Origin of the sequence: Anaerostipes faecis, from assembly GCF_910574135.1 — a bacterium.
GTDB classification, from domain to species: domain Bacteria; phylum Bacillota; class Clostridia; order Lachnospirales; family Lachnospiraceae; genus Anaerostipes; species Anaerostipes hominis.
The window spans coordinates 1-18,642 of record NZ_CAJSYK010000027.1 but is presented as its reverse complement, the minus strand read 5'-3'; the positions used below and the strand labels follow the sequence as shown (position 1 = coordinate 18,642).

At 39.9% G+C, this 18,642-nt stretch carries 23 protein-coding genes and 1 pseudogene; 3 read left to right on the top strand and 21 right to left on the bottom strand.

Annotated elements, in window-relative coordinates; translation table 11 throughout:
* Positions 1–18: 18 nt before the first annotated feature.
* The 5 genes and pseudogenes from QGT46_RS14330 to QGT46_RS14310 form a co-directional block, all read right to left on the bottom strand.
* The gene (locus QGT46_RS14330; RefSeq protein WP_148459168.1) at positions 19–510 is read right to left on the bottom strand and encodes a hypothetical protein; all 492 of its coding nucleotides are present in this window, start codon (positions 508–510) and stop codon (positions 19–21) included.
* 48 nt (positions 511–558) lie between these two features.
* Positions 559–702: pseudogene (locus QGT46_RS17385) on the bottom strand (glyoxalase); the annotation flags it as partial.
* A gap of 66 nt (positions 703–768) precedes the next feature.
* The gene (locus tag QGT46_RS14320) at positions 769–1,203 is read right to left on the bottom strand and encodes a GNAT family N-acetyltransferase (RefSeq protein WP_148459169.1); all 435 of its coding nucleotides are present in this window, start codon (positions 1,201–1,203) and stop codon (positions 769–771) included.
* 370 nt (positions 1,204–1,573) lie between these two features.
* Complete coding sequence (locus QGT46_RS14315) at positions 1,574–2,053, bottom strand: flavodoxin (protein WP_024727717.1); 480 nt, start codon at positions 2,051–2,053, stop codon at positions 1,574–1,576.
* Positions 2,054–2,219: 166 nt separating this feature from the next.
* Positions 2,220–2,726: a flavodoxin family protein gene (locus tag QGT46_RS14310; protein WP_301591352.1), complete on the bottom strand. Its 507-nt coding sequence runs from the start codon at positions 2,724–2,726 to the stop codon at positions 2,220–2,222.
* 153 nt (positions 2,727–2,879) lie between these two features.
* Here QGT46_RS14310 and QGT46_RS14305 point away from each other — a divergent pair, with 153 nt between their 5' ends.
* Positions 2,880–4,139, top strand: coding sequence for a DNA repair protein (locus QGT46_RS14305; RefSeq protein WP_024727720.1), 1,260 nt, complete (start codon positions 2,880–2,882; stop codon positions 4,137–4,139).
* On the top strand, positions 4,129–4,431 hold the full coding sequence (locus QGT46_RS14300; RefSeq protein ID WP_024727721.1) for a YolD-like family protein: 303 nt from the start codon (positions 4,129–4,131) through the stop codon (positions 4,429–4,431). The genes QGT46_RS14305 and QGT46_RS14300 overlap by 11 nt, the downstream gene beginning before the upstream one ends.
* Before the next feature lie 16 nt (positions 4,432–4,447).
* On the opposite strand, the gene QGT46_RS14295 is transcribed toward QGT46_RS14300, so the two are convergent.
* From QGT46_RS14295 to QGT46_RS14220, 16 genes are all read right to left on the bottom strand, one after another.
* Entirely contained in the window at positions 4,448–4,681 is a 234-nt protein-coding gene (locus QGT46_RS14295) for a hypothetical protein (RefSeq protein WP_270431014.1), read from the bottom strand.
* Positions 4,682–4,980: 299 nt separating this feature from the next.
* Positions 4,981–5,415: a PTS sugar transporter subunit IIA gene (locus QGT46_RS14290; RefSeq protein ID WP_024727722.1), complete on the bottom strand. Its 435-nt coding sequence runs from the start codon at positions 5,413–5,415 to the stop codon at positions 4,981–4,983.
* A 123-nt stretch (positions 5,416–5,538) separates the two neighbouring features.
* Positions 5,539–6,102 (bottom strand): DNA-3-methyladenine glycosylase I, encoded by a 564-nt coding sequence (locus QGT46_RS14285; protein ID WP_148459171.1) that lies wholly within the window; start codon positions 6,100–6,102, stop codon positions 5,539–5,541.
* A gap of 13 nt (positions 6,103–6,115) precedes the next feature.
* Positions 6,116–6,655, bottom strand: coding sequence for a methylated-DNA--[protein]-cysteine S-methyltransferase (locus tag QGT46_RS14280; RefSeq protein WP_148459172.1), 540 nt, complete (start codon positions 6,653–6,655; stop codon positions 6,116–6,118).
* A gap of 23 nt (positions 6,656–6,678) precedes the next feature.
* Complete coding sequence (locus QGT46_RS14275; protein ID WP_301591373.1) at positions 6,679–6,936, bottom strand: diguanylate cyclase domain-containing protein; 258 nt, start codon at positions 6,934–6,936, stop codon at positions 6,679–6,681.
* 23 nt (positions 6,937–6,959) lie between these two features.
* Positions 6,960–7,100 (bottom strand): hypothetical protein, encoded by a 141-nt coding sequence (locus QGT46_RS14270; protein ID WP_235824546.1) that lies wholly within the window; start codon positions 7,098–7,100, stop codon positions 6,960–6,962.
* 70 nt (positions 7,101–7,170) lie between these two features.
* A complete protein-coding gene (locus tag QGT46_RS14265; RefSeq protein ID WP_148459174.1) occupies positions 7,171–7,758 on the bottom strand; it encodes a class I SAM-dependent methyltransferase in 588 nt (195 codons plus the stop codon).
* Positions 7,759–7,921: 163 nt separating this feature from the next.
* Complete coding sequence (locus tag QGT46_RS14260) at positions 7,922–8,440, bottom strand: GNAT family N-acetyltransferase (protein ID WP_148459175.1); 519 nt, start codon at positions 8,438–8,440, stop codon at positions 7,922–7,924.
* A gap of 558 nt (positions 8,441–8,998) precedes the next feature.
* Positions 8,999–10,366, bottom strand: coding sequence for a 6-phospho-alpha-glucosidase (locus tag QGT46_RS14255; RefSeq protein WP_148459176.1), 1,368 nt, complete (start codon positions 10,364–10,366; stop codon positions 8,999–9,001).
* Between the two features lie 27 nt (positions 10,367–10,393).
* Positions 10,394–11,941 (bottom strand): PTS transporter subunit EIIC, encoded by a 1,548-nt coding sequence (locus QGT46_RS14250; protein ID WP_148459177.1) that lies wholly within the window; start codon positions 11,939–11,941, stop codon positions 10,394–10,396.
* Positions 11,938–12,783, bottom strand: coding sequence for a BglG family transcription antiterminator LicT (licT, locus tag QGT46_RS14245; RefSeq protein WP_024727729.1), 846 nt, complete (start codon positions 12,781–12,783; stop codon positions 11,938–11,940). The genes QGT46_RS14250 and licT overlap by 4 nt, the downstream gene beginning before the upstream one ends.
* Before the next feature lie 15 nt (positions 12,784–12,798).
* On the bottom strand, positions 12,799–13,311 hold the full coding sequence (locus QGT46_RS14240; RefSeq protein WP_301591343.1) for a PTS sugar transporter subunit IIA: 513 nt from the start codon (positions 13,309–13,311) through the stop codon (positions 12,799–12,801).
* A 748-nt stretch (positions 13,312–14,059) separates the two neighbouring features.
* Entirely contained in the window at positions 14,060–15,298 is a 1,239-nt protein-coding gene (locus tag QGT46_RS14235; protein ID WP_148459179.1) for a tyrosine-type recombinase/integrase, read from the bottom strand.
* A 97-nt stretch (positions 15,299–15,395) separates the two neighbouring features.
* Positions 15,396–15,575 carry a helix-turn-helix domain-containing protein gene (locus QGT46_RS17380; protein WP_148459181.1) on the bottom strand — a complete coding sequence of 60 codons (180 nt, stop codon included), beginning with the start codon at positions 15,573–15,575 and terminating at the stop codon, positions 15,396–15,398.
* 20 nt (positions 15,576–15,595) lie between these two features.
* Positions 15,596–16,669, bottom strand: a complete 1,074-nt coding sequence (locus QGT46_RS14225) for a replication initiation factor domain-containing protein (protein WP_148459182.1) — start codon at positions 16,667–16,669, stop codon at positions 15,596–15,598.
* A 45-nt stretch (positions 16,670–16,714) separates the two neighbouring features.
* Positions 16,715–17,044, bottom strand: a complete 330-nt coding sequence (locus tag QGT46_RS14220; protein ID WP_148459184.1) for a hypothetical protein — start codon at positions 17,042–17,044, stop codon at positions 16,715–16,717.
* A gap of 249 nt (positions 17,045–17,293) precedes the next feature.
* Here QGT46_RS14220 and QGT46_RS14215 point away from each other — a divergent pair, with 249 nt between their 5' ends.
* Complete coding sequence (locus tag QGT46_RS14215) at positions 17,294–17,980, top strand: helix-turn-helix domain-containing protein (protein ID WP_148459186.1); 687 nt, start codon at positions 17,294–17,296, stop codon at positions 17,978–17,980.
* Positions 17,981–18,642 lie beyond the last annotated feature (662 nt).

Here is an 18,642-nt window from a genome sequence, read left to right as displayed (position 1 = left end):
CTTCAGCATACCATTTTTTCATTTTGCATTCCCGTTTTTGTACATATTGAAAAACAGTTCTCTAAATTCTTTCTCCGAAAGTCTTAACTCTGTTTCGTTATAATAAGGAGCACCATCTCTGATTCCGAATTCAAGAGCAGTAGGTCCGTCTAAGTAGTAAGCTTTATATGCGTAGTCAATCGCTTCTGCTTGTCGAACATAATCTACTAAAGCCTTTGCTGCATTTCTGGATTTTTCGTCCGACATACCGCCAACTGCAAGACCTGAGCCTGCACAGTAAATATCTAAGTAAACTTCTTCCGCTTCTTCCGATGTCGCCAGAATACAGTATGAAAAAAGATTCTCCAGATTTTCCGTTTCATAAATTGGTTGACCAAATAGCGCTTTGATTTTACCGCATATGAGCGAAAACTGATTTCCATAATTTGAAAAGTCTTCAATAAAATTATATAGTTTACTGCTATCTGTTAATTTTTTCATGCTTTTCACTGATTGAAATGTGTATGGCATTTTATCCTCCTCTGCTTTAGAGCATATTTGAAAATTTTATGTTTTTCTCTAGTTATTCAGAAGTTTTGTTAAATCCTCAATAGAAGCATCCATCTTCACAGAGAGTTCTTCCATAGACATTCCGGCATTCAGAAAACGCTTGACCACCATTTTCATATCCCCACCAACCCCTATGAGATGCTCGTCCAGATCTCTGTTGTGTTACTCACCGACAAACCTGAATTGATTTATACAACAATCTCCTCGATAAACTGGGATTTATCGTTCAAACTTCATAGGTATATATCTCATACCATCGGATAATTGCTCCGTGTCTATGTCGGTAAAGCCCAATTTACGATAAACAGGAACGGCATATGGCGAAGAATTTACCGTGATAATTTCACTGGAGCTATTTTCTAAAAGATATTCCCAAAGTTTCCTCCCAATTCCTTGTTTATGATACTGCGCTTTGACAAAAAAACAGCATATATGCTTTCTATTTTCGTTTGTAGCTATAACACCCTTTAGCTCTTTATTATCATAAGCACCCCAAAATTCCAATGTTTTAATTATTTCTTTATTGTCAATAAAACTTTTAAATGATTGGATTCCTACATCAGAATAATCAGGAGCTTCAAATTGCATAAATGTTGTCCAAATCAGATTAATAACATCAGAAATCCGAGTATCATCTATTCTTTCAATTTGCATATCAAATATCTCCTCGCTAACTTCTAATTGAACAAAATCGCTGCGCGATGGCCTGTCAAGGCTGTGGCATAGCGATTTTGTTCAATTCGTATTTGTCTTATTATACAGTATTTCAGTTCAGAAGTATAGCAGTGCATATATACTTCAAAGGAACTTTGCCTACAGTCCAAAGCATGCGTAAAAGAATACTATAATTGATTCAGTTTTTAAACTTTAACATATGTGTTCGTCATTTCTGTATCTGAGTATAATCTATACCTCTCTACCTTTTATGGCAGAGCTAGCACAAAAAAGACTTATCTGCTTTTATACAAATAAGTCTTTTCTACATTTAAGGTCTATTTATCACTTTAAAGAGCTGCTAGCTTTTCTAAAATCTCAGACTATCAAACCATACTTTTATTTCATTTTCACTCACATTTACATCAAATCTCTTACCATCCTTTAGTATCGCACCCGGACAGGAGGACTCCAATTCAGCGTTGGTATTGCCCATCCCGCTGCTTCCAGATGTTGCCACTGGAATAATAATCTTGTCATTCCAATCATACTGTTCCAAAAACGTATTAATAATTGTAGGAGCAACGTACCACCAGATGGGAAAAGCAAGAATCAGAATTTTGATATTTTCTATATCCTCCAGTTTATTAGCAACCTTCGGTCTGAATGACTTATCATTCATCTCCACACTGCTCCGGCTATTTTTATTCATCCAATCAAGATCCGCAGAGGTATATGGTATTTCCGGACAAATTTCATGCAAATCCCCACCTACTACGTTCGCAATTTTCTTTGCCAGTTTTGCAGTTGTTCGTGTTGCTGAAAAATATGCTACTAATATTTCACTCATAATTCTAACCTCCTGTTTCATATAATAAATTAACGATTTTTCGCCCACATCTCGGCAGTTCTCACACTGTCTCATCTATACAAACGCTATACACATTTTTTTCTATCATCTGTGTATGCTGTAATAAATACTTATATAATTATAACACAATACACACGATACACCATCATAAACAATACTGCATTTTAGGATATCCAAGAAAAATGAAATCATAGTTTCCAATTTCCGCACTTTGATCAGCGATTGCGGGCCGATAGCTCTGATCGCTCATCTCCACAGAACTGCGGGACTTTTTGTCCGTCCAGTTCAAATCATCTTTTGTATACGGAACTTCCGGCTTAATTTCGTAAATATCTGCATGTGCCGCTTCTGCCAGCGCCTGGGCGGCCTTTTTTGTTGTACCTGTTGCCGAAGCATAATAGACCGGACTGGCTACCACCAGACCATCACATTCTTCAAATTTCGGTGCTGTCTCATTGACGATATCATTAAATACACATTTCCCTTTTTCCACACAGGAATTACAGGCCACACATCCTCTGATATCCTTGCTTCCTACTTGGACTATCTCAGTTTTAATGCTTTCTTCCAAAAATATCTTTTCCATTTCATGCAGTGCCACATATGTATTCCCCCTTGAGTGAGGACTCCCATTGATCATTAATACCTTCATAATGAAACCTCCTTTTATTATAGGATACTCCCTAGAGTCAACTCCATGTCAAGAATTTTTTGCCCCATAAATTACCACACTCATTTTATCGAACACATGTTCCCTTGCCGTATCAGCTGTGCTATACTCAAGTCAGAAAGGAGTGTCGTATTTATGGAGAAATCAATCTATGCATGTATTGATCTGAAAAGCTTTTATGCTTCAGTGGAAGCTGCCGAACGGAAACTCGACCCATTTAAAGAAAACCTCGTGGTCGCCGATCCGTCCAGAGGCCGGGGTGCCATATGCCTCGCCGTCACGCCGGCCCTGAAATCTCTTGGAATCAAAAACCGCTGCCGTCTTTTTGAAATTCCGGAAACTGTGACATATATCACTGCAAAGCCGCGGATGAAGCTCTATATGGAATATTCCGCCCGGATCTACTCCATTTATTTAAAATATGTCAGCAAAGAAGATATTCATGTTTATTCCATTGACGAATGCTTCCTGGATTTCACGCCTTATTTGCATACGTATGGAAAAACTCCGAAAGAAATGGCGGTCATGCTGACGGATGCAGTCCGCAGAGAAACCGGAATCTGTGCCACGGCAGGCATCGGCACAAACCTGTTTCTGGCAAAGGTCGCTCTGGATATCACCGCAAAGCATTCTCCGGATCATATCGGTTATCTGGATGAAAAAGAATTTAAGAGGACCATCTGGCATCACCGCCCAATCACAGATATATGGAATATCGGAAAAGGCATCGCCGCCAGGCTCAGCCGTTATGGCATTTACGATCTTTACGGGACAGCACATATGGATGAAAAGCTTCTCTATAAAGAATTCGGTGTCAATGCAGAGTTTCTGATCGACCATGCCCACGGGAGGGAGCCGTGTACCATAAAAGAAATTCATGATTATGAGTCTAAAAGCCACTCTGTTTCCCAAAGCCAGATCCTCTTTGAAGATTATTCTTATGACAATGCTCTTCTAGTCCTCAAAGAGATGACAGATGCGCTGGCTCTGGAACTCAGGAGCCGTCATCTGACAACCGATTCCATTTCCATGTCCGTCGCATACTCCAAAAGAGAACTCTCTCCGTCCGGCGGCACCAGGAAACTTTCGGAGCGGACCGATTCCTATCGGGAACTCTCCCATGAATTTGAACGTTTCTTTCACCAGACTGTGCAGAGGGGCATTCCCATCCGCAAAATCTCTGTCGGTGCAAATCATGTGGAGGAGACTTCCTTCCGGCAGCTTCATCTGTTTTCGGATATGGAAAAAGCTGAAAAGGAACAGCATCTGCAGGATGCCGTCCTTTCCATTAAGCATCGGTTCGGAAAAAATGCCGTGGTGCGGGGAATGAGCCTGTATGAAAAAGCAACTGCCAGAAAACGCAATACTTTAATCGGAGGCCACAATGAAAGCTGACCGGGCAAGACAATTTCTTCCGTTTGCCGCTTTAAGAGGTTTTGATGAAATGCTCCGCGAGATAGAAAAGCAGTCAGTTCCAAAAAAAGAATTGACGGAAGAGGAATTAAGACTTTTAAATCAAAAAATAAAATCGATTGGCAAAGGATCGAATATATGCATTGTTCATTACGAAAAAAGTGCATATGCAGAGACAAAAGGAAAAGTATCTTTTATTGATCCGGTATTCCGCAGAATCTTCGTCGGAGAAAAAAGTATTTCTTTTGACGATATCCAGAGTATATCCGATTAATAGCTGCAAAAGCATATTATTTCTCCTTTTTGCTGAATTTGACTGCTCCAAAAATCAGCCAGCCAATGCCAATCAGGGTAATGCCGATAGATATACCTTCGGATACGCCAAATATAAACTGCGAAGCATCGGACGTCATATCCTTTAACTGCGTGAGAGGCATCAGGCGTCCGACGAACAGCAGCAGCAAACCAATGCACACATCTTTCAGTGATCTTAAATGCTGGCAGCTCCCTAACATTGTTTTCATATTCTGTTCACTGGCTTCCGGCAGCTGTGTACTCTCTATATCATGTCCCGCCACAAGCTTTATTTGTAATGCCGAGCAGCTCAGCCTGTGTCAATCCCTGTGCTTTTCCTTTACATTTTATGTAATTTCCGATTTTTTGTATATCCATAACTGCCTCCTTGATACTGTTTATTGTGCCTTAGATTTTTATGAAATACTATCTACCTGTGGTAGAATTCCGGCAGATAAAAGAGAAAAAGAATGTGAAGTCCTTTAAAACTTACACATTCTTCTTCATGGCCGATATTATTTTGCCTTTATCAGATTCCTTCAAAGATATCCAAGATTTCCTGCTTTGATTTCGCATGGGCTATCTTATCCACATTGGCAAGGTCGGAACATGTGACTGCGATCTTGCCGAGCATTTCAATATGTTCGTCATTTTTCCCTGCAATCCCTATGATCACATAAGCAGTCTGTCCGTCATAGTCCACTCCGTCCGGAACTTGCAGCAGTGAGATTCCGGAGGACTTGATCCTCTCCTCTGACTTGCAGATACCGTGCGGAATTCCGACATGATTTCCAATATAAGTGCAAGCTGCCTCCTCACGTTTCAGCATATCTTCCAGGTATTCCGGCTGAACATAACCATTTTCAATCAGTACGCCGCCTGCTGCCCTGATTGCATCTTCTTTTGAATCCAGTTTTACATTGAGACGAATATTATTTTCATTAAATACTTTATTGTCTGCCATTTTATTTCCTCCAATTTTAAATTTATTTGTTGCTTATATATAGATTATATAAACTCTGTTTCCAAAAATCCATTTGTTCCAGTGCTGTATTTATCAAAAATAAATTTGACAAAGTTATCACTGTCACGACAGGCCATGTTCCAAAAAGCAGCCTTCGTCATGAGAATATATTACGCCTACCGACTGTAAGTACGCATATATAATCGTTGTCCCCACAAACTTCATGCCTCTTTTCCTGAGGTCCTCGGATACGGCATCCGACAGTTCGGAGCAGGCCATTCCTTTTTCAAAGATTACTTTTCCATCCGTCCAGTGCCAGATATAGTTTGAAAAAGAGCCGTATTCTCTCTGTATCTCCCGGAATATCTCTGCATTGTTTACCGCCGCTCTGATTTTCAGCTTATTGCGGATAATCCCCGGATTCTGCTGAAGTTTCAGCAGCTTGTCTTCCGTATAAGCACATACTTTTTCTAAATCAAAATCGTCAAAAGCCTCACGGAATGCCTCCCGTTTGTTCAGCACACATTCCCATGACAGCCCCGCCTGAAAGGATTCCAGGACCAGCATCTCAAATAATCTGTGATCATCATATACCGGGACCCCCCATTCCTCATCATGATAACGGATATAAAGCTCATTCTTTGGATTTGCCCATGTACATCTCTGTTTCTTATCCGGCCATTCCATAAAATCTTCTCCTTTAAAGAGCAGTTCCCTTTTTGGGAACAAACAACTGTGACATATCTGCCCCTTCATGCTCAAGCAGTTTTATTTTGGCGGCAATGCCCCCTGCATATCCCGTCAGGCTTCCATTAGACCCAACTACCCGGTGGCAGGGAATGATAATAGAAATGGGATTATGACCGACCGCCCCTCCGACTGCCTGGGCAGACATTCGTGCTCTGCCCGTCTTTGCAGCCATCTTCCCGGCAATTTCGCCGTAGCTCATCACTTTTCCATAGGGAATCTCACGCAGAATTTCCCACACGCCCTGCCTGAATTCCCCGCCTTTAGGACATAAAGGAAGCTCAGAAATGGAAGGCTTTTCCCCAGCAAAATACCGGTCCAGCCAGTCTTCTACTGTTTTAAACACGAAAAGACCATCTTTTTTCTCCATATCTCCTGAGAGCGTTCCTCCAAAATATTTCTGTCCTTCCATCCAAAGACCCACAATATTATCGCCGTCTGAGGCAATGGTCAGCATCCCTAAAGGTGACTGATACTCTGTAAAAAAATACATGTTTTCCTCCGATACAGAACTTTTTATCGCTCAGGCTTGTATATTCCGTAATTTCCTCTCCCGGTGCTCTTCACTTTATATAGAGCAGTGTCTGCATTTTGGTAAAGTTCCTGAAAAATCTCCCCGTCACAGGGATAAAATACCACTCCCATGCTGAAGGATACCTCCCCTTTATCCACATATTTGCGACGCAGCAGATAACAGAGCATATTGCTTCTCGGAATCACATCATCCTCGGACCCAATGTTTCTCAATAAGACCATAAATTCGTCTCCGCCCATTCGGCCGCACAGATCGCTTTCTCTCAAAAAAACCTTAAATAATCCATGGAGCCTCTCGTCTGGCCTCTGTAATAATGAATCAGCAGCGAATCACGGTCAAAAAAGTCAGAGAACCGCTCAGCATCTGCACAGATAGTCAGGCGGAATATCTCCGGCTTCTTCATCAAAGAGATCTTTCGTCATGTTATATTCATAAAATCTGATGGTTTTTCCTCCCCATGATTTCCCATACTTTCATTTTTCTGCCGATAAAAATAGAACTGTATCTGTTATGTACGATTCAAACTCAGTGAATCCAGCAGATTCAAAAAATAATTGAAGTTCTCTTTGGCTGTACACCCTCACATCACCTTTTTTTGAAAAGGGAAATACCAGCGTGTTGGCAAGACACCGCACCAGAGGAGAAAAAAACGGTTCAGCAATAAAAACTTTACCATTTACCTTTAATACCCGCAAACATTCATCGGCAAAGGTCTGGGGATTTTCAAAATGATGGAACGCGCAGGATACCGTAATAACATCCATACTCTCATTTTCAAAACTGAGAGGCGCACAGGGGCCAACCGTAAATGTGCAGGCCGGGTATCTTTCTCTGGCAGACGCAATCATATTTTCAGCAATATCTACACCAAAGGCATTAACTCTCGCCTTTTTTGAGAGTTCTCCAAGCAGATATCCATTGCCGCAAGCGACGTCCAGAACATTGTCTCCATCTCTGAGCACCGCCTTTTTTATAATCTCTTGTTTATGGGATCTTGTCAACCATTGCTTGATTAAATAATTCTGATTTTTCTGTCTGCCAATCAGAAAGTTTTCAATCACGCAAACTCAGCGATCACTATCTCATTTCCATCAATATCACTTAAACGGACCTCGTAAGTTCCATTTCTGTATAGAACTCAATAAGTTCCTTTGCCTGCTCAGAAAATATGTTTGTGCAGTAGTATCCTGTTAGCATCTTCTCACCTCATCATATTTATCAGTTTCAAATATACGTTACTGTTTTCAGCAGTGAATACATCCTCATATCGATGACTTTACCATTTTTCACGGCGTTCTTTCTCAATGTTCCCTCATATTGAAAACCGGCTTTTTCGAGTACCCGGCATGATGCGGCATTGTATGCAAACGGCTCAGCATAGATTCGAATAATATCACTCTTGTCAAAGACATATGTACAAATTTGTTTTACAGCTTCGGTCATTATTCCTTTGCCCCAGTATTCTTCTGCTATACAATAGCCCAACTCACCAGTCTGTCTGTGTATGTTCTCTTGACGGAACACTCCAATACTGCCGATCACTTTGTTGTCTGCTGTGACAGCAAAAGCAAAAGTTTTATCTTCGTCTGCAGAAAGCACCTCCGTTATATATGCTGTTCCATCCTTCTCAGTGTAAGGGTAAGGCAGCCCATCCCGAAGATTATTTTGTATTTTTGTATTAGACAGAGCCGCCGCTAAATCTCTTGCGTCCGATAACTCCCACTTTCTTATTTTACACATCATTTTTTATCTGCCTCCTTGATAATTAACAGTGTAATAATTAAGACAGTTATTTATACGATTTTCACCTTTTACTCTACTCTAAATTCAAAGTATTGAATCTGTCAAGACAAAATCAACAGTAAGTTTCAAGTGTGGAGTCTATTTTTAAGAACAAAGTGGGCAAGCCCACTTCAACGCCCCAACCCCTCACTCTTTGAGGGGCTTGACAACTTTGCGTGCCAGATGCAATTTGCCGCAGGCAAATAATTTCCTTACGCATCTGTGCACAACCCGCGGAGCGTTTTTATTTCATAGGGAAGGTCGTAGAACTTTCCTATGAAATAAATAAAAGGGATCGTTGCAAAAATAACGATCCCTTTATCCAGTCTACACTGATAATGGTAACTCAATCACTCTCGGATTAGTTTCCCAATGTAGTAGCCAACTTTCTTATTTCTCAACAACTGGTGGTATACATTGATGATACGGTTCTCGCGGTGTTGCTACAGAACGTGCGCCCGCCGGGCGCACAACGAAAGAAAGCCCGAACCGTAAAGTTTTCGAGCTTTCTTTATATAATTACTTCAATGTCGGCCAGTATTCCTTATTAGCTTCCATCAAATCGTCTAATATCTCTTTTGCCACTTTCATGCTTGGAACAGTCTTATTCAGGGTAAAGGCTTCCAGTACTTTCTGATAGGAACCCTCGATACATCCCTCTACTAAGAGTTTTTCACAGTTTAACTGCTGCATCATCATTCCTTGCTGGAATAGCGGGATATTATCCTGTGCGATGACTTCCGGGCCTTTCTTACCGATGTAGGCAGGTACTTCTACCATAGCATCGTAAGGCATGTTGGGGATAGCTCCCTTGTTTTCGGTGATGACCAGAAAACGCGCTTTGGTGTCGTTTTTCAATGCGATAGCCAAATCGGCAATCCAATCACCATGACTGCCTGCATAGAATACTGTTTCGTCAATCTCGCCGGAAGCCAGATATTTGTCGATACCGTCGAACAGATTCTTTTCACGAGTCTCCATAACCTCGTTGGCACGGGTATGATTAGGATCGGAATGTTCCACAAACTCTTTCTGCTGCAGATAGTAGTTTAAGTAAGTGTTAGGCAGAGTGTCCGGGAAATTCTTCATGATTTCGTACACACCCTTCCATACATAGTACCAGCTGCCTTTGGCGTGGCGATTTGTTTTATTGTCGTTGCTCTTACCAGCTAAAGCTGCCTTATCTTTTAAATACGCAGACGGCAGCAGGATTTCCTGCTCCATGATATAGTCTCTGATCTTAGGCATCATATCCTCGCCCTTGTATTCGATGCCCGTAAACCAGCCAAAGTGATTCAGTCCATAATAGTCATAAACAATGTTCTGTTTATCTTTAATGTTCAGAGCGGCAGCAACCATATCAATGATAGCAATAGGCATGTCGCAGATATTAATAATGCGAGCATCAGGACGAAGCTTACGGCAGGCTTCCGATACGACGGAAGCCGGATTGGAGTAGTTCAAAATCCAGTAGGTTGGTTTTGCATATTTTTCGGCATCATCAATTACCTGAATCATAGGGAAGATTGTACGCATACCATAAGCCAGGCCGCCGCAGCCGCAGGTCTCCTGACCCACACAGCCGTGACGAAGAGGGATTTTTTCATCCAACTCACGCATTGCATATTTTCCTACGCGCATCTGTGCAAAAATGAAATCAGCATCTTTATAAGCTTCTTCTGCGTCATAGGTGATTGTCAGTTTAATTCCGCATTTTAAATCCTCATCCAGAATCCAACGAACCAAAATGCCAACCTTATCCTGACGTTTTTTATCTAAATCAAACAGACGGATCTCATCTACCTCCAGCTCATTCTTGCGAAGAGCGATGGATTTTACAATACCCGGTGTAAAGGTACTGCCGCCGCCAACAATTGTAATGATCATATGCTTTTCCTCCTTAAAAATATTAATTTACATTTTTTCTAATGCGTCCTCCACCTGACCGCGAACAGCCGCTACCTGCATGCCCAGAATAATCTGGAGATCCTTTCCACTGCGCTTGATACCGCTGTTCTTTACTTTATTAATCAGGGTTTCATTAATCAGGGTTTCATCCTTTACAACCACTCTTAAACGGGTGAAGCAGTTTTCCAGTGAATCAATATTGCTTTTGCCTCCCAGACCATTGATCAGGCTGACGACATCATCCGCTGCGTTGGAAGCGCCAACAGACGGTGCTGCTTTTTCTGCAATATTTTCCACCTCGCGGCCAGGAGTTCTTAAATTCAGTTTCTTAATTAAGAAAGTGAACAGGAAATAGTAAATTACGCTGACTGCGATACCCATAACCAATAACATAGGCCAGTTAGTCTTTTCCACGCCCAGTACCAGATTGGAAATTATAATGTTGACAATACCGCCGCTGGTAGAAGCCGGGATACTCAATACTTTTAACAATACCAGATTGATACCGCTGATTACAGAATGAATCAGGAATAAAACCGGCGCTGCAAAGACGAATAAATAGTCAATAGGTTCGGTAATTGCAGACAATACTGCTGTCAGCATCAAAGGCAGAATGAGCGCCCTGGTCTTTTCTTTATTTTCTTTAAATGCAGTAGTAATAAATGCCAAGGCGATGCCAATATAAGGGAACAGGTTGTTAAAGGTGTAGCTGTTAAAATAGGTAGAGTCTGAGAAAGCCCCAGGCATATTCATCTCTGCTACACGGATAGGATATGCACCTGCTATGATGGTGTTGCCCTGTGCCAATGTGCCGCCCACATCAGTAAACTGGAAAGGTGTATATACCAGATGGTGCAGACCGGTAGGAACTAACAGCTTATTTAACAGACCGTATACAAACAGGCCTACATTGCCGCTGCTTACGATCATGCCGGATACTGCACTGATTGCAGACTGCACTAACGGCCATACAAAAGTCATGAGAAAGCCCGCGCCGATAGCAACAGGAATCATCAATAAGAATGGGAATCGCACGCCGGAGAACATAGAGAAGTATCCTTTGAACTGCTTACCACCAAACTTATTGAACAGATATCCGGTAAGGCAGCCCGTCAAAATACCGCCAAATACACCGGTGTCCAGTACCTGAATGCCCATTACCTCAGCCTGACCTGTACCGTACAGACCAAGCGTACCCGGCTCTGCAATCTTGCCGAAAAAATTTAAAGTAATGTTGTTAGCATTTAAAAATATGAAGAAGCCCATCAGGCCGATTAAAGAAGCATGACCTTTGTCTTTCTTTGCCATAGCGCCTGCAATGCCGACACAGAAAATAATGCTTAAGTTATTGATCAGATACATCAATGTGCTATAAATCAAGTTACCAATTAACCGGAAAGGCGCTGCCTGTAAAAAAGTCAGCTTTTCCGTAATCGTTGTGTTGGTCAATAAAATACCAAGAATCAGAATCGTACCAGCTACCCCCAGATACATCATAGGCTGTACAATTGACTTTGAAAATACTTCCAAAGAACTTTTGATTTTTTCTTTCATTCTTGAACTCCTTCATTTGAAATCAATGTAATAATGTGATAAATCAGATATCTTTTTTCTGAATCCGTCACCTTTTTATGATAGCTCTTTTGTATATAATCTCCTATCCTCTCCACACACTGAAAGGCTTCTGGATATTCCTGCTGCGCCAGCTGAAATACAGATACATCTTCCAGTTGTTTGCCATCCTTGTCCAGCACCCTTCTGGCAAAAAACTGCAGATGCCGCATAAATCGTTCGTATAATAGGGAATCATGATTGAGTACCACTCCATAATGATTCTGCACGATCCTTATAATTTCGCTGATTAGCTGGAGACTTACAATCAGTTGGTCTGCCCGCTGGTTTAAGTTGGCATTTACGATATGTAACGTAATAAACCCCATTTCATCTTCGGAAATATGAATACCCATATGCTTATCAATGATTTTTGCTGCTTCTTTAGAAAGAGCGAATTCTTTTTTATAAAACTGCTTAATCTCCATAAGCAGGGGATTCTGGAACACCACTTTATTCTTTTCCCGCTCTAAGGACATGCTGATGTGGTCTGTCAGTGTGATATAAATATTGTCATCCAGATTTAAATCCGATTTTTCCCGAAGCATGGCTACGATTTCTTCTGCTATAGACAGATAAATGATTGGGATTTCCTGCACCAACTTAGCCAGCCGGTTTCCGATGCTTTTTTCAGCCAGAGTAAAAACTTTTTCAATCCGGTCTTCTTCAAGGAACTCACCGGCTTTTTTGCCAAAGGCCAGACCTTTTCCTATGACGATCATTTCCTCGCTTTTTTGATCTTCCACCATTACTACGTTGTTATTGTAAATTCTTTTAATCCTCATAAGAATTCCTTTCCATCAGCCAAGCCACAAAAGTTTTTCCTGTGGCATAATCTGTCCGATGTCCCTTTTATGCAAAATACCAAGTTCGCTGCTATCCGGCAGTAGCACCATGGTAGTAGCCTCGTAACCGCTGCTTTTAATTTTGTCCATATCAAAGGTGATCAGAAACTGACCCTTTTCCACCCGGTCACCCTGCTGCACCAGCGCTTCAAAACCGTCTCCGCCCATTTCCACTGTGTCAATGCCGATATGCAGAATTACATTGATACCGTTATCTCCTGCAATGGCTATGGCGTGATTGGTGGGAAAAAGCGCTTCTACCATGCCGCTCATAGGGGCGTAAAGCTTGCCCTCTGCCGGGATAATGGCCAATCCGTCACCCATGGATTTCTTCGCAAAAGCTTCGTCATTCACTGTTTCTAACGGGATGACTTCACCCATTAAAGGGCTGCCAAGTTCTTTTGACGGCTTTACCAATTCCGTGAGTGTACTTTCCGATTTCCCCATGATACGTGATAAAATACCCATAATATAACCTCCCTTCTGGAATTTCCTGCTTGTTCTGATTGCTGGCAGTGCTTGATTCATTTTTTGCGCAGCAAAAAAACAGGCTTAACCAAAATCATTAAATAACAATAAACGTTATTGAAAGATTTTGGTTAAGCCTGCTTACACAGTAACATTCCGCTTTTCTTTACAAGTACATGATATCAAAACGCAAATTTTTTGTCAATGTTATTTTAAAAAAATGTTTGTATAATTTGATATAGAAATGCCGATTATTGCATAAACACTGTATTTATCCGCAATATAACAATTTAAAAAGCACTTATTTTACTACTGATTTACCACGATTAAATGAGCTTTGATATGACAATAAAATTAGAGTGGACACCATGCCGATAGGCCCTTCGGAAATAAATATTTTCTAAGACAAAAGGGACCCTTGTTTTCACAATGTCCCTTTCTGTCCAGTCTACACTTTCCTTCCTACTTAAACATCAAGCAATCTTTTCATTAATAAGTTAGGTAATAAATCCTACCCAACCTCTGACCCATGTATTACCCAAAATAACACGATATTTTATGATAATCTATGTAGTTTCCCATCTGTTTTGCCAACTTTTATTTACTGTTTTCTCAAATTCCCATTTTATAAGGCTTTCTATGCTTTCCCTAATTCTGCTTTTCCATTTTACCCAATTTATCTTTGGGTAGAAACTTTTCATTCCCATTGAAAGCAATTTCCTCTTATTTAGCTACGTTGGGTACTCCTTTATGCACACTGGGTAGAGTTTTTATTTTTCTGAACTTTCTGTTTTTCACTCACGCTACCAAACTTTGCTATTTCTTCTTCAAATTTTGTTTCTGTCACATGAGTATATATGTCAATCGTTGTACTGTAATGCTGATGTCCCATAAGCATTTGTACTACTTTAGCGTCCATTCCTTTTTCAAAGCACCTGCTACAAAATGTATGTCTAATTGCATGAGGATAAAGGTCTTTAAATTCTATCGGTTCTCTATTTTCCTTTACCGCTTCTATTGCTTCTTGAAAATTGATTGCTTTTACTACTTTCTTGATTTCTTTTTCTGCTACATTCCGAATAACCGGACTTCCTAAAGAAGTAGTAAACACCAAGTTATCAAATTCTCCGCTTGAACGCCAACGATTTCCATAGGCTTTTTTCTGCCTGTTCTGCTTTTCTTTTTGAGATAGCAAAATTTCTTCTGTTTCCGCCATAAACGGAATACTTCTGTATGAATTATGTGTTTTAGGCTTTGTTAATCGCATGGTCTTTACTCCATTTTCATATTGACAAGATAATGACCTCTGAATGTTGATACATTTCTTATTCCAGTCTATATCTTCCCATTTCAGACCACCAACTTCCCCAATTCGCATACCTGTCAGAAACATAATGTAAAACATCTCTTTATACCAGTTATGCTCTACTTCCTGCAAAAACCTTATTTGCTCTGCCATTGATAAAAAACGTCTTTCTGCTGTTTTGTTTTCCCAAGGTACATTGATTTCAAAACATGGATTGATGTCTATAATACGATTATTCTTTGCAGACTCCAAACACTCCCGAACTCTGCCTAAAGCATCTCGCATACTGGAAGACGCTCTCCCCTGCTTATTCATATTGTTAATAACACGCTGAATATCCAAGTTCCGTATATCCGTCACTTTCATATCTCCTATTGCTTTTCCAAATGTATTATAATATTTGCTACGCATAGGGAACACGCTTGTTTCCTTGATATTAGGAATTTTATAATTTGTAAACCATTCCTCAAACCATTCATTCAGCGTTATTTTCTGACGTTTCATATCAATATTATTTCTTGCTTCTTCCTTTGCCTTTTCAAACAATATTTTTAATTTCTTCAAATCAATATCATACAAGTTAATATCTATTCCGTTTATCTTTGCTCTTGCTTCGTATCTACCGTCCTTTCTTTGACGTAAACCTGTTCCTAATTCTTTTCCTTTTAAATCTTTACCCATAATCTCTACCCTTTCTATCAACCAAATATCTTGATAAATAAAAAGGGAACTTCTGTGATTTTAACCATATACCACTATAAGTTCGCCCCCTTTTCAATCATAACTTCAACAACTTATTGCATTTTGCCTGTTGCTCTAGCCATGTATCCAATAATCTCCTATTCGCATACCACCGATACCCAATCTTCATGGAAAACGGACAGGCTCTGCTTTTCAAGAGTTCTCGTGTCTTTGTTTCTCCAATACCGAGATACTCACTTACTTCTTTTAAATTCAATAACGCTTTTTCTATGTGGATTACCCCCTTTCGCCTAATTTTCTTGCTTTTATGTAATCATCATACAACTGCTTCTGTGTGATATTCATTTCTCCATTTGCCACGAGATTACCGATATAATCTCTCTCCTCTATCTTCCCAACCTCTGCAAATAATTTTAAAGACGGTGCAACATACTTTTCTAGCCACTCCCATACTTTTTGCAGGCTTTTCTTCTGAGGTTGCATGGTAAGTTTGACCTTGCCTATGTCTTTCATCAATTCCGCCCACGCTTGATAGGTCGGATAAAGTCTTTTTCGTGTTGTTATGCTGTCTGTCGGCTTTTCTAAAAATCGTATTTTGCTGTTCAATACTTCCATTGCCAGTCCTGCCAAATCTCCATATCTCAATAATTCCTGCACTACGCTAACTGCCATTTCCTGCCGAAATCTCAATTCATATCTATTCCAATTTTCATCTATTTCTGTTCCATACTTTTTATTCTGTTCATATCCCTTTTCGTAAAATACCAATCTCAAATTACTGGCTGAACTGCCAAGATAAAGACTTCCACCTTTACTCTGAAACACTTCCTCTTTCAGTTCTCCTGAATCGTGAAAATCTATCTCTCTTAACTTTGAAGAAAGCAGTCCCTCTTTTGTCCGCACAATCAAATCGGGAATACTCAAATACGGTTTTCTATCGTCGATTGCCAAATCAATCCGAGGAAAATTGATGTGATACTGACAAACTCTGTTTAAGAAATCAAACCATGTTTCCTCATTAAGTTGTAAGAAATTCTCATAGTTGCGACAGCCTTTCCCACTCATTAAAATCTGAAAGCCTTGATACTGTGCGTTTCCTGTTGGCTTCAGCACCTTGATATTATCAAAGATTGCCACAACCTCATGTCCTGCAATCCCTTTTTCATAGCCTGTTACTGCCATAAGTTCCATAGGTATTTTCAGCACATCTTCTATGACTGCTTCTAACGGAACTTCCTTAATGGTTATCTGACACCAATCTATTAAAGCACTTAATTCTTCTTTCTGTCGTATTACTCCCCTGTTAGTGTAGGGGAGTTCTGGAAGAAAACTTCCGCTTCTTTCTTCCAAATTTACCCAACCTCCTTATCTGCAATGGCTCTGCCATTGTCCTGCCTACATATTTTTGTTTGAAACAGGACGGATACCCTTACAGGTAATCTTCTCTACTAATACAGGAAAGTTTCCTCTCTGCACATAAGGGGCATATACTGGTTCTTCCAGTTCCACCACCGCATAAGGCTCAATCTTGGGAAGTTCCGTTGCTTCCAACCGAATATCCACGCTGTTTCCAAGTTTCATACTTCCAAGATGAAGTTTCAAGGCTTCCACTTCCTCTGTTTTCTTTTTACTATCTTTATCATAGCGGTAACAGTTATCCGCACCCATGAAGCGAAGTTCTCCAAAGGCTTCTTTTACCTGCTCTTTTGTCAATGTAATCTGCATACACGTTCCTTTCTCCCCGTTAAACCGTTAGGTCAGTTTCTCATATTTTCATATTCATATTACGACGTCGTTTTAGTTCAGTTATTTCTGAACTTAACTGTATCATAGCACAAGAAAACTAATTCCGCAATATAAAGTTTAGTTTTTTATAAACTTTTTGTTTTCTTTTTTCTGAACTTGTGGTATAGTGTCCTTAGACGATAAGATATGAGAAGTTATAACGAGATATGGAAAGAGAGGGATTTTCAGATGAATACAATCGCAGAACGGATTAAATTTGCCATGAAAGCAAAAAATAAAAAACAGGTGGATATAGTTAAAGATACAGGTATCAGCAAAGGAGCGTTCAGTTCCTACCTTTCGGGACAATACAATCCCAAAGCAGACAAAATGGAATTGATTGCCGACTCTTTAGATGTAGATTTGCGGTGGCTGTACGGAGAAAATGTACCAATGGAGAATACACAAAGAAATGATACTGCCCTGCAATATGTCTTTTACAACAACACCTGCTCCGAGTATCTTCTTGATGATTTAGACGATATGTATATTGCAATGAAAACACAGTACTCTGCCCTCATTCCACGCTTTTATGTCCTTGTCAACCGTAGCGGAAATGAAGTACACATACTGCCATTATTTTTAAGAGAGGATAGTTCCGAGTTCTACGAATGTCCGTCTGATTTTTTCTATGCAGACAGACACAGCGTTTTCACAAGAGATTTTGACAGTATCCATGTAGAACTTTCAACTGTCACCATTTATTACTATGGAATTGATACAAAGACCTTTGAACCGAAAATTACCATGATGTCCTACTCACAGGCTGATGATTGCTTTTATGCCAACAACGGAATACACGCCGATCACATAAAGGCATTTGAAAAAGAACTGGAAAAAGAAGCACTTTACTTAAAACATAACGCCCTACAATAGAAGATATTCTCACCAATTCTCTATTATCATAAATAACAGACAAGAGGACTTGCAAGGTTTCTGACCTTTCAAGTCCTCTGCTGTATAATGGTGCTGTTGGCTATGTCCGTTCCGTCAAGGACTGCCCTACGGCGTATCGGCTTCGCCTTGTTCCTTGACCTCACTAGGTATAGGCAAACTGAAATTTGTTTAATCATTTTATACATTTGTTGTGTTTATTTGAATAACGCAAACAATGGCACACAATATTGTAGCAATATTGATAAAAATATTACTAATTTTTTTGTTCTTATGATGAGAGCTAATGCTGATAATGATAAATATAACACTCAAAATCAGTGAAAACAAATTCCATAAGTATAAATTATACATAAAATTACCTTTTATAAATCTCGCCACCAAATTATTAATATCACCCAATAAAATAAGCACAGTCAAAATTATATCTGCAATATACGATATAAAAGCAAATCGTTTAAACCCATTGTAAGACCATATAGTTACCGACAAAATCAACAATAGGATAGGAAATGAATAAATAAAAACAAAAAACCGAGACTATGAAAAAAAGTCTGTAAATAAGATTCTTCTATGATAATGAAGGGCGAAAGTCTTGAAAAACAGGCTTTTCGCCCTTACTTTATATATAACAGTTACAAAAA